The sequence below is a fragment of the Bradyrhizobium sp. 26S5 genome, assembly GCF_036923295.1.
Lineage (GTDB): Bacteria > Pseudomonadota > Alphaproteobacteria > Rhizobiales > Xanthobacteraceae > Bradyrhizobium > Bradyrhizobium septentrionale.
Genome location: NZ_CP145948.1, coordinates 1,842,390 through 1,855,651, shown reverse-complemented (window position 1 = coordinate 1,855,651; position 13,262 = coordinate 1,842,390). Strand labels below are relative to the sequence as shown.

Below are 13,262 nucleotides of genomic sequence, written 5' to 3'. Positions count from 1 at the left end.
CCACCTAGGCCGGGACGACAACGGAGTTCGTCGCTCGAGATCCCGGGTTCGATGCTGCGCATCGCCCCGGGATGACGCTTCGCGTCACATCGGCGGCGCGATGCCGTCGCGGCCGACATTGACGCGGTTGGCTTCCAGGGTGCCGTCCTCCTTCTTCGCCGCGCCGAAGATGATGATCTTGGCGCCCGGCTTCAGCTCCGCTTTGTCGCCGGCGACGAAAGTGACGACCGGGGTGCCCGGCGGCACCACGACCTTCTTCTCACCGTCCTTGTATTTCACCGTGATGTTCTGGCCGTCGGTGCCCTCCACCGTTTCGGCGACGGTGGCGTTGGTCATGGTCGAGTTGGCGCGCAGGTCCCAGGGACGAAAGCCTTCGGCGGCGCCACGCTGGTTTTCCGGGAAGATGTGAACCGCGATCGCCTTCTGCGTTCCGTCGGGCTCGGGCATCGCGGTGACGCCGATATAGGAACCGGGCTTGATCTGCGACAGATCGGTCTTGGCGACGCCGAATACCGCGACGTTGTCGGTCGTCCGCACCTTCATGTCGGCGCCGTCGCGCGACTTGATCGACAGCATGGCGCCGTCGACGGCCTCGATGGTGCCGCGAATGCGCACCGTCGGCGGCTGCTGCGCCGATGCGGCCGAGGCAAAGGCAACGAGAAGCAATGCGGCGAATAGCGTCGATTTCGGCATGATGTCCCTCATGGGTTTGGCTGGCGGAGTCAGGAACACCGGGGAATTGGAGGTATTCCGTGCGAGCCATCGTCCTGTTCGCAGGAGAGGTGGCTCGCTCGGTAAACTACGCGCCAGACGAAGGGTCTGTTACCGTGTAACAACCGTTCATCGAAGCCAGGCTCTTCACAAAGAAGAGAGGATGAAACCGCGCACATCGGCGGCGTAAGGCCGTCGCGGCCGACGCTGACGCGGTCGGTTTCGAGCGAGCCGTCGGGCAGTTTCTTCATGAAGGCGATGATCTTGGCGCCGGCCTTCAGATCCGCCTTGTCGCCGGGAACATAGGTCACGACAGGCGTATCGGGCGCGACCTGCACCGTCTTCTCGCCATCCTTGTACTTCACCATCAAGGTATGACCGTCATTGCTGACCACGGATTGCGCGACGGTCGCGTTGGTCATGCTGCTGTTCGGCTTCAGATCGTAGGGCCGCGAGCCTTCGCCGGTGCCGCGCATGTGCTCCGGGAAGACATGCACCTCGACCGCCTTCGGCACGCCATCGGGCCCGGGCACCGTGGTCGTGCCGATGAAGGAACCGACCTTGATGTCGGACAGCGCGATCCTGGTGAGGCCGAGCACCAGCATATTGCTCGCCATGTGCAGCTTGACGTCTTCGCCGCTGCGCGACTTCACCGCGAGCGTGTCGCCGTCGACGCTCTCGACGGTTCCACGCACCCGCGTCGGCGTCGGCGGCTGCTGCGCGAGTGCGTAGAGCGTGGATGCCGTCACCATCGCGAATGCAATGAACGGGCGAATGAGCGAGGAACGGCTGGCAGACATTGGGGGATCTCCGGGAGGGGCGCAGGTGATGTAACACTGACCCCAGCCGTATCACGCTATTCCAGGCCTCAAGTCTTTGTGAGATCGGCTTCAACGAGCGCACGCAGTTCCGGCGTCACTTGCGGACGCTGCCCGAACCACAATTCGAAACCGCGCACCGCCTGGTGCAGCAGCATGCCGAGGCCATCGGCGGTCTTCAGGCCGCGCGCCTGCGCCGCCGCAAGCAATGGCGTCACCAGCGGCACATAGACAAGATCGGTCACAACCGCGCCTTGCGGCAACAGGCCGACATCGATCTCGAGCGCGGGCTGGCCGTGCATGCCGAGCGACGTCGTGTTGACGAGCAGCCCGGCTCGCGGCAGCAGATCGCCGACCGTGTCCCACGTCGCGGGATGAACGCGCGCACCGAACTGATCGGCCAGCGCGCGAGCGCGGTCGATGGTGCGGTTGACCAGATGCACGCGCTTGATGCCGCGCTCGATCAGGCCGAACACCACCGCACGCGCCGCGCCGCCGGCCCCTAGCACCAGCGCATCCTCGGTGTTGTCCCAGCCGGGCGCGCAGGCGTCGAGATTGTTGATGAAGCCTTCGACATCGGTATTGGTCGAGCGCAGCTCGCCATCGGCAAACCACAGCGTGTTGGCGGCGCCGACGGCGCGGGCGCGCTCGTCCGGCGCCGACAGCGCCAGCGCCTGCTCCTTGTGCGGGATGGTGACGTTGGCGCCGACGAAGCCGCGCAGCGACAGGCGGAACAGGAAATCCTTGAAATCCTCCGGCGGCACCGCCTCGATCACATAGCCGCCCTCGATGCCGAGCGTACGCAGCCAGTAGCGATGGATCAGCGGCGAACGGGAATGCGCCGCCGGCCAGCCGATCAGGCACGCGGCGCGGGTTTTGCTTGATGATGTCATGGCCGTGACATCGGCCAAGGCAGCCGCGCTGTCAATCCGTCCGCTTCGCGGTTGCGGCAACCAGCACGCTGAGCCCGAGCGCCGTGCCCGCGGCAAACCAGATCGCGGCAAGGTTGATCCAGTGGTAGGCCAATGCGCCGGCAAGCGCGCCTGCGACCAGCGCCGCCCACAGCAGGAGGTTCGGCAGCCAGGCCCAGCCGGCTCCGCCGGTCAGCGCGGCGGCGATCAGCTGGCCGGCCTTGACCAGCGCGCCGGTGACATAGGTGAGGCCGAGCCCGGCGCCGCCTTCGAGCTGGAATACGGCGTTCTCGAGCCCCATCGCCAGCACGATGGCGGCGACCGCGGCGTTCGGCAGGCCATAGGCATAGGCCAAGGCGGCCGCCGTCAACAACAAGGCCTCGCCGAGCAGGATCAGCGGCTGGCGATGGCCGATGCGGCTGAGCACGATCAGGCTGCCGGCCGCGGCACCCACGACGAACAGCACGATCAGCTCCAGCGCCTCCAGGGCGTGCTGCCAATGCCCCGCGGCCAGCGTCACGCCAAGCCGCGTCGAGTTGCCGCTCATGAAGGAGACGAACAGCCCGCCGAGATGCAGGTAGCCGATGCCGTCGACATAGCCGGCCAGCGCGCTAAGCGCGCAGGCCAGCGCCAGTTACGGCGGGATTCAAGCATGATGTCGTTGCGCCCCCATCAGGGACGCAAGGCTAGCGGCCTCCGGCCATCCTGCCAACGATCACGCCCCCTTGGGGCGTGATCGTTAGCGCTCGACCTTGCACGCGAAGCGGTCATCTCGACCTAGGGGGTTGGTGTCGGCGCAGGCGATGCCCGGGACCGGGTGACCGTGCCGGTCGATCGCGCACCATCTGCCGTCGTGCTTGGCCCACGCCACGCCGCGCTGGCGCGGCATGAAATAAACCGGCTCGTCGTACTGCGGCTCGACCATGACCTGCCCAGCGGTGTCGACCAGCCCCCATTTGCCGTTCCTGAGAAAGGTCACAAGGCCGAAATCGAGGTTGGCCCCAACCCGCTCGGCACCAACATCGATCCAGGTCTCCCCGGTTTGCGACAGGATCGCGCGCTTGCCCGCGGCTTCGGACATGATCACGTGGCTGATACTGACATCGCACAGAACGCCCGGCCGCGGCGGAATGGCCCAGGATTGATCCGCAAGCCGCAGCACGCCGGTCGCGCCGGCAAGCGTCACGAAAGAAGTAGCATTGTCGCGACGCAGCGCGGCAGCATCGAATTTCGGCGCGATCAGCCATGATCCGTCCGAGCGCATGAAGCCGCGCTTGCCATCGATCGATGCAACGAAGAGATCGGTGCCGGTTGAGAGGTAGTCGAATTTGGGTTCGAGCACCCAACGTCCATCGAGACCAAGGCGTCCCCATTTGCCATCGAGCTTGGCATTCTTGACGCCTCGTCCAGCTCCGAAGATCGCGTCGTAGAGCACGGGCGTCACAGGGCTTGAGTCAGCATCCACCAAACGGAATTTGTCGCCGATTTTCAGAACGTACGGGGGCGGCGCGCCGCATGACGCGTCGATAATCCTTCCGTCCGGCGGCTGCAGCGGGCTGCCATCCGCTTTGAAGTAGAGCCATTCCTTGTTCTTGTAGGCGTCGAGCCGGCCATCGGCACATTGCTGGATCGGCTGATCGAATTCGGCGCCGATGACCACGTGGCCATCAAGGTCCAGAAGCCCCCACCGGTCGGCCGTCCTGAAGTGCCAGCCGAACACAGTGGCTGGGTGATCGTAGTTGATAGCAAAATGAATCTGCTGATAGTGCGTTTGAAATATCCATGTGCCGGATTTGTCGATCACGCCGAAGCTGCCGTCGCGCTCGGCCGACGTGCGATCGAAACCCGGTACGAACCACCAGGCCTTATCAAACACCGGTTCGATGGCGAAGCTACCGGTACGGTCGATAAAGCCGATCTTGCCGTTGAGCGTCACCCGCGCGAGCCCGTTCTTCAACGCATCCACCTGCTGGAATTTCGGCTCGACGAGCCAGCTTCCATCGGCCCGTGCCAGCCCCCAAAGCTTCTCCTTTTGCACCCAGCGGAGTGACGGATCGTCCTTGTCGAACGAAGGAATCGGCAGCTTGCGCGACTCGATCAGTCGGCCCTGGATGTCGATGACGTCGGTCAGCATCGGTTCGAAGATAGCGTCGCTCAGTCCGCCGAAGCCGATCCTGCTATTGGAAAAATCCTCCCCGCCAGGCATTCCGCCAAGCCGTCGATCTTCTGATACGGCAAAACGGTCCGGACCGATCGCGCGGATGAACCCATATTTCGGCTCGACCACCATCTTGCCGTCCTCGTCGATCAGGCCGGACTTTCCGTCCACATCGACCTGCGCGAAGCCGAATTTGTAATCGTCGACGATACGGTATTGCGGCCTGACGATTTCACGGCCGTCCTCGTCGATGAAGCCGTAGAGACCGCCGATGCGGACGGCGGCCCGATGATCCGAGAATGTGCCGACCCAGTCGTATCGCGGAAAGACCGCGACCGTGCCGTCGCGGTAGACCGCACCACACAGGCCGCCAGGAAACATGCACGTCGCCAGAGGGAAAGTCATCGGCTGGCTAGGCCCGGGGCGGCCAAAGAGTGGCCGGCCATCCTGCGCAATCGTGTCCTGCAAATTGGCTTTGCCGGCGGGCGTCAATTCCATCGGCCTGTCTTGCGCAAGTGCGCCATGCACCAGCATCACGCCAGCCAACGCGGCAAATTTCCACCACACCCGCACTGCCTTGCCCTCACCGTCCAAACGGCGACCGAGGACGTAGGCGCAATCCATGGCGAGACAGTGTCGGCCGCTTTACAATGTGTAATTGCACATCGTAGCAGGCCGATTTGCAGCAGGATCGAACGTTGACCTTGGGTCCCGGGCGCGCGTTTCGCGCACCCGGGATGAGATCACACCATCACGCCGCGTCGCGATGCGCGGCGATGATCTGGTCGGCGGCGCGGCCCGTCACTTCGGCCATGCGGTCGAACTGGCGGGTGAAGGTGCCGGCGCCGGCGGTGGCCGATCGCAGCTCGACGATGAGGTCGCCGATCTCGGATTCCGGCATCGTGGCGCGAACGCAATCCCAGCCGCTCCAGCCTTCGCGGGTGTCGAAGCCGAGGATCTGGCCGCGGCGCGCCGACAGGATCGCGTTGACCTTGGCAGTCGCCTCGTTCGGACAGAATATCTCGACCAGATGGATCGGCTCCAGCAGCACCGGCTGGCACTGCGGCAACCCTTCGCTGACGCCGACCCGCGCCGCGGTGCGGAACGCGAGATCGGACGAGTCGACGCTGTGATAGGAGCCGTCGGTCAGCGTGACATCGAGGTCGATCACGGGGAAGCCGAGCGGTCCACGCGCCAGCGCGTCGACGACGCCCTCTTCCACCGCACCTATATAGTTGCGCGGCACTGCGCCGCCGACCACCTTCTCGTGGAATTCGAAGCCTGAGCCGCGCGGCTTCGGCTTGATGTCGAGCACCACATCGCCGAACTGGCCGTGGCCGCCGGACTGCTTCTTGTGCCGGCCGCGCTGGGTAATGGCTTTCCGGATGGTCTCCTGGTAGCCGATCGCCGGCGGATGCGATTTGACGTTGACGCCGTAGCGGTCCTTGAGCCGCTCCTGCGCCACCCGCAGATGCATCTCGCCCTGCCCCCACAGCACGGTGTCGTGGGTGCGCGGGTTCTGGATCATCGTCAGCGAGGGATCCTCCTCGTTGAGCCGCAGCAGCGCCTGGCCGAGCTTGACGTCGTCCTTGCGGTCGGTCGCGGCGATCGAGATCGACAGCACCGCCGCCACCGGCTCGACCTTGACCAGCGAGGCCGGGGCCGTCTTGCCGCTCGAGACCGTATCGCCGGTCGTAATCGCGTCGAGCTTGCCGAGCGCGACGGTCTCGCCGGCCTCGGCCTGCGGCCGCTTGCTGTCATGCGTGCCCGAGACCGCGAGGATGCCGGAGATGCGCCCGGTCTCGCCGCTTGAGGATTGCAGCGTCGCGCCATCGTCGAGCCGGCCCGCAAGCACGCGCGCCAGCGACAGCTTGCCGCCGTGCTGCAGATGAACGGTCTTGAACACATAGGCCAGCGCGTCCTTCTGATCCTTGACGCCGAGCCGGCTAGCGGTCTCGGTGACGCCGGGCGCCTCATGGCGCAGCGCCTTCATCAGGCGCAGCACGCCGTTCTCGCGGCTCGCCGCGCCAAGCAGCACCGGACAGATCAGCCCTTCGCGCAATTCGCGGGCGAGATCGTCGAACACCGCGTCGCGCGGCGGCTGGATATCCTCCAGCAACTGCTCCATCAGCGCATCGTCATGATCGGCGAGCTTCTCCAGCATCGAGAAGCGCGCTTCCTTCTCGCGGTCGAGATTGCCGCCTTCCAGCGCGACCACCTCCGACGGCTTGTGCTCGCGATAGACGAAGGCGCGCTCCAGCGCGAGATCGACAAAACCTTCGATCAGATCGCCGTTCCAGATCGGGATCTGGCGCAGCACCAGCGGCACGCGCGAGGCCGGCTGCAGCGTCGCAAGCGTCTCGCGGACCCGCTTGTTGGCGCGGTCGATCTTGTTCAGGAACAGGAAACGGGGAATGCCGAGCTCCTCGAGCTCGCGCAGGATGATCTGCAGCTGCGGCAGCTTCTTCTCATCGGCTTCGCAGACCACGACCGCGGCATCGACCGCCGGCAGCGCGGCGCGCATGTCGTGCGCGAATTCGATCGAGCCGGGACAATCGATGAAGGTGTAGCTGTCGCCCATGAAGGTGGTGGTGGCGGCGGTCAGGCCTACGCCCATCTTGTGCTGACGCGCCTCGGGGCTGGCATCGCCGACGGAAGTTCCGGCGTCGACGCTGCCGGCAGACTTGATGGCGCCTGTGCGCGCCAGGATTGCTTCCAAAAGTGTGGTTTTACCGCTTTGGAAAGGGCCCACCAGCGCGATGCACCGTGGACCTCGGGGACTTCTGACGTCTTGTCCCATTGCCGCCTCCTCGTTTTGGAGCTCGGCCCATGATTGGGTCGGCGACCATTCATGCTCTGCCTGCGTTTCGCGTTTGGCAAGCGGGAAAACGTCGCTGCGGTGCGGCGTCGTTTAACCATGGCCACGACGGCGGGAATTACCACTATTGTCCGGACGAACGTATCCGGTGCGCCAGTTCCTTAGGCCGGTGCCGCCGCTGTCTCGCGCCAGCGCGTCGCGATGTCGAGCAGGCGCTGCACGGCAGGCGAGACGTCTTCATCACGCCATGCGATCGTGAGCGGCGCCATCACCGACGGTGCGGCAAGCGGTACGTAAGCCACGCCGCGACCGGTCTGCGCGCGTGCCGCGGCCTCCGGAACGAGCGACACGCCGACGCCGGCTGCGATCAGACCGATCGCGGTCTGCAGATGAAGCACCTCCTGCGCCAGACGCGGCGTGAATCCCGCAACCTGGCAGGCGGTCACGATCAGGCCGGTGACCGACGGCTCCGGCCGCGCCGGATAGAGCACGAAGGCATCGTCGGACAATTCGGCGAGCGCGATGTCACTTCGCGACGCGAGCGGATGCGCGCGCGGCAGCGCTGCGACATAGGGCTCATCGAGGATGAGGCGCTGGGCAAGCCCCGCTTCGGCGAGCAGCAGCGTCAACGTCGCGCGCTTCGGCAAGGGCCCGCCGCTGCTCCTGCTGCACGGCTGGCCGGAATTCTGGCTGGTGTGGCGTCCGGTGATGCTGCGTCTCGGCGACAGTTTCGAATTGATCGCGCCGGACCTGCGCGGCTGCGGCGACACCGGCAAGCCGGCGGCTGGCCCGGATGCGTCCGCCACCGCGGAGCGCCACGCGCTGGATATGTTCGCGGTGATGGATGCGCTCGGTCATGACAGCTTCGGCGTGATCGGCGGCGATCTCGGCGCCTATGTCATGCAGGCGATGTCGCATCGTCAGCCGCAGCGGCTGACGGGTACGCTCTATCTGTGCACGCCCTATCCGGGCCTCGGCAACCGCTACGGCCAGCCCAGCCACCTGATCGAAGTCTGGTATCAATACTTCCAGCAGCTGCCATGGGCGGCGCAACTGGTCGGAAGCTCGCGCGAGTCATGCCGACTCTATTTCCGCCACTTCCTCGATCACTGGTCGGGCGACAATTCCGCCGTGTTCGGCGACCTGCTGGAAGCCTATGTCGATAACTTCATGAAGCCCGGCAACATCCAGGGCGCTTCGACTGGTATCTCTCGTCGGCACCCAATCGCCGGCTCTGGCTGGAAGGCAGGCTGCCGGCGCAGCCGCGCATCGAAATCCCGTCGCGCTTTCTCTGGGGCCGCCGCGATCCGCTGATCGCGCCGGAATGGTCGGACCGGCTGGATCAATACTGGACCGAACCTTCGATCAGGTTCGTCGAGGCCGGGCACTATGTCCACGCCGAGGCGCCCGAGGTGGTTGCCGAGGAAGCCCGCAGCTTCTTCGGCGGAATACAAAACGGTGCAGCTTGAGTTAGCGCCCCGGACGCAGCTCTAGGCTCTCGAGCCCGGCGGCGATGTTGACGCCGACCTGACCCTGCACGCTGAGCGGCTGCAAGGCGATGGTGTTGTCGGAACCGCCGACCAGCACGTTACCGCCGACGCCAACGCCGAGCGTCGCGCTGCCCTGCGCGCCGGCGTAGTTGCCGGAGAGCGCGCCAGGCCCAAGCTGGGCCACCGGCGCGTAGACGCCCCAAGCCAGCGCCGACTCCTGGGTGATGCCGAGATCGATGCCGACCTTGCGAATGGTCGCGATGTAACGGTCCTCAGGCGCGCCATCGACGCGCAGCACGCAGCCGAGATTGGTCACGGAGCCGACGATGAATCCGACGCTCGCGCCGCCGCGGCATTCCAGGACACCGACCTGCACGCGCTGGATCGGCTGTTGGGCGTTGGCGCCAACGATCGCCAGCGAGGCGAGGGCGGCACCGGCGAGGAGGATGAAGCGACGCATGTTGGAGGTCTCCGGCTGAAAGGCGTGACGCGAGCAGAGAACAGAACGGCGCCGTGTCTGCGGCGCCTGTCGCTTCCTATGCCATAACATCGGATGCACAGCCAGAATTTGCGGTGTCCGGCCACCGATTGTTACGGGATGTGGCGATGTTGCTATGATCCCGCTGCCGTGCAGAACCTGCCGCGCAAAACACAACAAACGACAGACGCAAAAAAAGAGGCCCGCTTTCGCGGGCCCCTTTGATCAAACACCGACCGGCTTAGTGGTGGTGGTGATGACGGTGGTGATGATGATGACGGCGCGGACCAGCGAGGCTGACCGGCTCGAGATCGATGCCGGCGATGCCCGCCGCGACGTTGAGGCCGGTCTGGCCCTGCACGCTGATCGGCTGCAGCGCGTATGCGTTGTTCGGGCCGCCGAACAGGAAGTTACCGCCGGCGCCGAGGCCGACCGAAGCGTTGACGCCGACGCCGCCGTAGCTGCCGGCGAGCGCACCGCGCGGGAGCTGCGTGGTCGGCGCGCTGACGGCCCAGGCGAGCTGCGTCGTCGCGGTGACGCCGAGGTCGAGACCGATCCGCTTCACGGTCGCAACATACGGCTCCGGCCGGCGGGCGTTGGCGCTCTGGAACACGCATTCGAGGCGGGCGACGGAGCCGACGACGAAGCCGACATTCTCGCCGCCCTGGCATTGCAGGACCCCGGCCTGAACCTCGGGCGCCGCATTGGCGGTGGCGAACGGCGCCAGCAACGCAAGCGCTGCAAGGGTGAGAGTCGAAAGTCGCATTTGGTCTGTCTCCGCAAGATGAACTGAATTAGCGCGGCGGACAGAAGGGAAGGCTCGTGTCCAAAACAAGGCAGTCCGCAAAGACGCCCTAAAAACTTCGCGCGTGTGGCATCGTTGTTCGCGCACACGCGCGTGAGATGAGCGGGATGTGATTTGACTCGTCGAATTTACCGGCGCGCGATCTGCGTACACAAATAGAAACGCTCCCACACCTGGTGCAGGAGCGTTTCCTGAGTTTCGTAACGACTAGCGCAGATTGCCGCAGAAGCGCTGGATGCGCTTGCAGGCGTCCTCGAGATCGGACGTCTTGGTGGCGTAGGAGATGCGGAACGCCGGTCCGAGACCGAACGCCGAACCCTGCACCACGGCGACACCCTCGCTCTCGAGCAGCTCGGTGACGAAGGTCTCGTCGTTGTCGATCACCTTGCCCGACGGCGCCGTCTTGCCGATCGTGCCGGCGCAGGACGGATAGACGTAGAACGCGCCTTCCGGCCGCGGGCACTCGATGCCGCTGGCCTGGTTGAGCATCGACACCACGAGGTCGCGGCGCTCCTTGAACACCTTGTTGTTCGCAGCGATGAAGTCCTGCGGTCCGTTCAGCGCCTCGACCGAAGCCCATTGCGCGATCGACGACGGGTTCGAGGTCGACTGCGACTGGATCGTCGCCATCGCCTTGATCAGTTGCGCCGGGCCGCCGGCGTAGCCGATGCGCCAGCCGGTCATGCAGTAGGCCTTCGACACGCCATTCACGGTCAGCGTGCGATCGTAGAGGCTCGGCTCGACCTGCGCCGCCGTGGTGAAGACGAAGTCGTCATAGACGAGGTGCTCGTACATGTCGTCGGTCATCACCCAGACATGCGGGTGCCTGACCAGCACGTCGGTGATCGCCTTGAGCTCGCTCTTGGTGTAGGCCGAACCGGTCGGGTTCGATGGCGAGCACAGGATCACCCACTTGGTCTTCGGCGTGATCGCCTTCTCGAGATCCTGCGGGCGCAGCTTGAAGCCGCTCGACGCCGGACAGATCACCGGCACCGACTCGCCGCCGGCGAGCGCCACCATCTCGGGATAGCTGACCCAGTACGGCGCCGGGATGATGACCTCGTCGCCCGGATTGATGGTCGCCATCAGCGCATTGTAGAGCACCTGCTTGCCGCCGGTGCCGACGATGATCTGGTTCGGCTTGTAGCTCAGGCCGTTCTCGCGCGAGAACTTGTTGATGATGGCTTCCTTGAGCTCCGGAATGCCGCCGACATCGGTGTACTTGGTCTTGCCGGCCTCGATGGCGTGGATCGCAGCCAGCTTGATGTTGGCAGGCGTGTCGAAGTCCGGCTCGCCGGCACCGAGGCCGATGACGTTGCGGCCCGCGGCTTTCAGCGCGCGTGCTTTGTCCGTGACCGCGATCGTCGCGGACGGCTTCACACGGTCGAGCGCAGCGGACAGGAAGGCCATAATCATCTCCTGGCAAACGTCGTGAGCCGTTCGGCCACGACTTGATTTGAATGGGATCGCGGCACCCTAGGCCTGTCGCCGCTGCATCGCAAGAAGCTTGGCGGCAAAGCACGAAAACTTTCGCGCATGGCCCGCAACGCGCGCAACATTCCGCAAGTTCCGGAGCCAAATGGCTCATATCCGGCAAACCCCGCGGGGCCGCTGCAGCCTTGCCGGCAAGGCTTCCGGCGGCCTGCGCCCGCGCGGATTGCTCCGAGGACAATGTGCCGCGCGGCGGCTGCCTGAGGGTGCCGATGACGCGCGGTCCGGCGGGCCCGTCGCGCGTTAAGGTTTGTGAATTGGCGCGGGTCCGCCACCGCATCGACCGGCACCGTGCACAGCGTCGCGCAGCCGTGATCCGAGTTGTTCTGCCGTGTTGATGGAATCGTTCTGAACGCGTGCAGTGCGGTAGACGTTTCGACTTTTTCCACTGTGCAGGGCTTGCGACGCACCGCTGTCGGCATCATTGTTTAAGCGCGTTGCGGTGTGACAGGCCGCGCAATTTTTCAAGCGTACCGTCTCAGACCAAGTGAACCCGACGCACCGAGTGAACACCGACGCAATGTACAAGCTCTATTCGATGCAGCGCTCCGGCAACAGCTACAAGGTCCGGCTGGCGCTCGCCGTGTTGAACGCGCCGTACGAGGCGATCGAGATCGACATCCTGCGCGGCGAGAGCCGTACCCCGGAATTCCTGGCCAAGAATCCGAGCGGCCAGGTGCCGCTGCTGGAAGTCGACGGCCGCCATCTCGCCGAGTCCAATGCCATCCTCTGGTACGTTGCGATCGGCACGCCGCTGGCGCCGGAGTCGCGGATCGAGCGCGCCGAGGCGCTGCAGTGGATGTTCTTCGAACAGCACGCGCTGGAGCCGAACATCGGCGCCGCCTATTTCTGGCTGTCGCTGGTCAAGGGCGGGCGCGACCTGCAGACGCACGCGCTGGAGGACTGGATGGAGCGCGGCTACGCCGCGTTGCAGGTGATGGAAAATCACCTCAAGGGGCACGCCTATTTCGCCGCCGACCAGTTCACGGTCGCCGACATCGCGCTGTACGGCTACACCCATGTCGCCGACCGCTGCGACTTCGACCTCGCGACCTTTCCGTCGGTCCGCGCCTGGCTGAAACGGGTCGAGCAGACCCCCGGATTTGTCTCGATGGATTGGCGGCCCGGGACCGATGCCGAGCCTGAGGCCCGCCTCGCGGCAGGCGTCTGAACAACCGGGTCTGAATATCGGGAATAGCGGGGAAACTGCCCAAATAGCGGGCAAAACCCCTGTCGTTGCCGTATTTCTGCCGTTTTCGGGGGGCGTCACCGCCGCAATCTTGCCGGTGACAACGGGCAGATTTGCTCGGATGTCGCGAGTGATTCGCTCGCGGCCTGAGGGATTTACACCATGACACGGTGGTCCGGCACGGCAGGCTTCCATGGCCGCCCTGCCCCAGTGGCATCGTCCCGGCTGACCCACGCGATCGCGGCGTTGCTCGCGCTTGGCGCGCTGACGCTGTGCCTGGTCGTCGCCGTCACGGTGCTGTCGAGCAACATCAGCATGGCAACGGCGTTCCCGGCGTAATCAAGCAATTCCACTTGGCACCTTGATCCGCGGCAAGGCGCGGGAGAGACAGCG

Annotated in this window: 12 protein-coding genes and 1 pseudogene; 3 read left to right on the top strand and 10 right to left on the bottom strand. The window is 65.2% G+C overall.

All coding sequences use genetic code 11. From position 1 onward, the window contains the following. Positions 1-84: 84 nt before the first annotated feature. The 7 genes and pseudogenes from V5279_RS08750 to V5279_RS08720 all read right to left on the bottom strand — a co-directional run bounded on the left by V5279_RS08750 (position 85) and on the right by V5279_RS08720 (position 8,045). Positions 85-693 carry a hypothetical protein gene (locus V5279_RS08750; RefSeq protein ID WP_338696478.1) on the bottom strand — a complete coding sequence of 203 codons (609 nt, stop codon included), beginning with the start codon at positions 691-693 and terminating at the stop codon, positions 85-87. A 194-nt stretch (positions 694-887) separates the two neighbouring features. Next, a pseudogene (locus tag V5279_RS08745) lies at positions 888-1,463 on the bottom strand (hypothetical protein); the annotation flags it as partial. A gap of 116 nt (positions 1,464-1,579) precedes the next feature. Continuing rightward, on the bottom strand, positions 1,580-2,422 hold the full coding sequence (locus V5279_RS08740) for a shikimate dehydrogenase (RefSeq protein WP_166302864.1): 843 nt from the start codon (positions 2,420-2,422) through the stop codon (positions 1,580-1,582). 31 nt (positions 2,423-2,453) lie between these two features. Continuing rightward, positions 2,454-3,047 carry a YoaK family protein gene (locus V5279_RS08735; RefSeq protein ID WP_338701070.1) on the bottom strand — a complete coding sequence of 198 codons (594 nt, stop codon included), beginning with the start codon at positions 3,045-3,047 and terminating at the stop codon, positions 2,454-2,456. A 132-nt stretch (positions 3,048-3,179) separates the two neighbouring features. Beyond that, positions 3,180-5,222, bottom strand: a complete 2,043-nt coding sequence (locus tag V5279_RS08730) for a WG repeat-containing protein (protein WP_338696473.1) — start codon at positions 5,220-5,222, stop codon at positions 3,180-3,182. Between the two features lie 127 nt (positions 5,223-5,349). Next, positions 5,350-7,398 (bottom strand): elongation factor G, encoded by a 2,049-nt coding sequence (locus tag V5279_RS08725; RefSeq protein ID WP_338696472.1) that lies wholly within the window; start codon positions 7,396-7,398, stop codon positions 5,350-5,352. A 179-nt stretch (positions 7,399-7,577) separates the two neighbouring features. Beyond that, positions 7,578-8,045: a LysR family substrate-binding domain-containing protein gene (locus tag V5279_RS08720; protein ID WP_338696471.1), complete on the bottom strand. Its 468-nt coding sequence runs from the start codon at positions 8,043-8,045 to the stop codon at positions 7,578-7,580. Here V5279_RS08720 and V5279_RS08715 point away from each other — a divergent pair. Beyond that, positions 8,002-8,730, top strand: a complete 729-nt coding sequence (locus tag V5279_RS08715; RefSeq protein ID WP_338696469.1) for an alpha/beta fold hydrolase — start codon at positions 8,002-8,004, stop codon at positions 8,728-8,730. The two genes, V5279_RS08720 and V5279_RS08715, sit on opposite strands and share 44 nt — an antisense overlap. A 156-nt stretch (positions 8,731-8,886) precedes the next feature. Here the strand turns inward: V5279_RS08715 and V5279_RS08710 are convergent, their stop codons facing one another. The 3 genes from V5279_RS08710 to V5279_RS08700 all read right to left on the bottom strand — a co-directional run bounded on the left by V5279_RS08710 (position 8,887) and on the right by V5279_RS08700 (position 11,599). Further along, positions 8,887-9,366, bottom strand: a complete 480-nt coding sequence (locus tag V5279_RS08710; RefSeq protein WP_338696467.1) for a DUF992 domain-containing protein — start codon at positions 9,364-9,366, stop codon at positions 8,887-8,889. Between the two features lie 259 nt (positions 9,367-9,625). Further along, positions 9,626-10,150, bottom strand: coding sequence for a DUF992 domain-containing protein (locus V5279_RS08705; protein ID WP_338696465.1), 525 nt, complete (start codon positions 10,148-10,150; stop codon positions 9,626-9,628). A 246-nt stretch (positions 10,151-10,396) separates the two neighbouring features. Further along, the gene (locus V5279_RS08700; RefSeq protein WP_166302840.1) at positions 10,397-11,599 is read right to left on the bottom strand and encodes a pyridoxal phosphate-dependent aminotransferase; all 1,203 of its coding nucleotides are present in this window, start codon (positions 11,597-11,599) and stop codon (positions 10,397-10,399) included. A gap of 601 nt (positions 11,600-12,200) precedes the next feature. Here V5279_RS08700 and V5279_RS08695 point away from each other — a divergent pair. Beyond that, a complete protein-coding gene (locus V5279_RS08695; RefSeq protein ID WP_338701068.1) occupies positions 12,201-12,851 on the top strand; it encodes a glutathione S-transferase family protein in 651 nt (216 codons plus the stop codon). Positions 12,852-13,031: 180 nt separating this feature from the next. Continuing rightward, the gene (locus V5279_RS08690) at positions 13,032-13,208 is read left to right on the top strand and encodes a hypothetical protein (protein WP_338696461.1); all 177 of its coding nucleotides are present in this window, start codon (positions 13,032-13,034) and stop codon (positions 13,206-13,208) included. Positions 13,209-13,262: the final 54 nt, after the last annotated feature.

Excerpts from the sequence above, each read along its gene's own strand:
- V5279_RS08730 (WP_338696473.1), bottom strand. The coding sequence starts at position 5,222 with ATGGATTGCGCCTACGTCCTCGGTCGCCGTTTGGACGGTGAGGGCAAG.
- V5279_RS08695 (WP_338701068.1), top strand. The coding sequence starts at position 12,201 with ATGTACAAGCTCTATTCGATGCAGCGCTCCGGCAACAGCTACAAGGTC.
- V5279_RS08700 (WP_166302840.1), bottom strand. The coding sequence starts at position 11,599 with ATGGCCTTCCTGTCCGCTGCGCTCGACCGTGTGAAGCCGTCCGCGACG.
- V5279_RS08715 (WP_338696469.1), top strand. The coding sequence starts at position 8,002 with ATGAGGCGCTGGGCAAGCCCCGCTTCGGCGAGCAGCAGCGTCAACGTC.
- V5279_RS08750 (WP_338696478.1), bottom strand. The coding sequence starts at position 693 with ATGCCGAAATCGACGCTATTCGCCGCATTGCTTCTCGTTGCCTTTGCC.
- V5279_RS08725 (WP_338696472.1), bottom strand. The coding sequence starts at position 7,398 with ATGGGACAAGACGTCAGAAGTCCCCGAGGTCCACGGTGCATCGCGCTG.
- V5279_RS08740 (WP_166302864.1), bottom strand. The coding sequence starts at position 2,422 with ATGACATCATCAAGCAAAACCCGCGCCGCGTGCCTGATCGGCTGGCCG.
- V5279_RS08710 (WP_338696467.1), bottom strand. The coding sequence starts at position 9,366 with ATGCGTCGCTTCATCCTCCTCGCCGGTGCCGCCCTCGCCTCGCTGGCG.
- V5279_RS08690 (WP_338696461.1), top strand. The coding sequence starts at position 13,032 with ATGACACGGTGGTCCGGCACGGCAGGCTTCCATGGCCGCCCTGCCCCA.
- V5279_RS08705 (WP_338696465.1), bottom strand. The coding sequence starts at position 10,150 with ATGCGACTTTCGACTCTCACCCTTGCAGCGCTTGCGTTGCTGGCGCCG.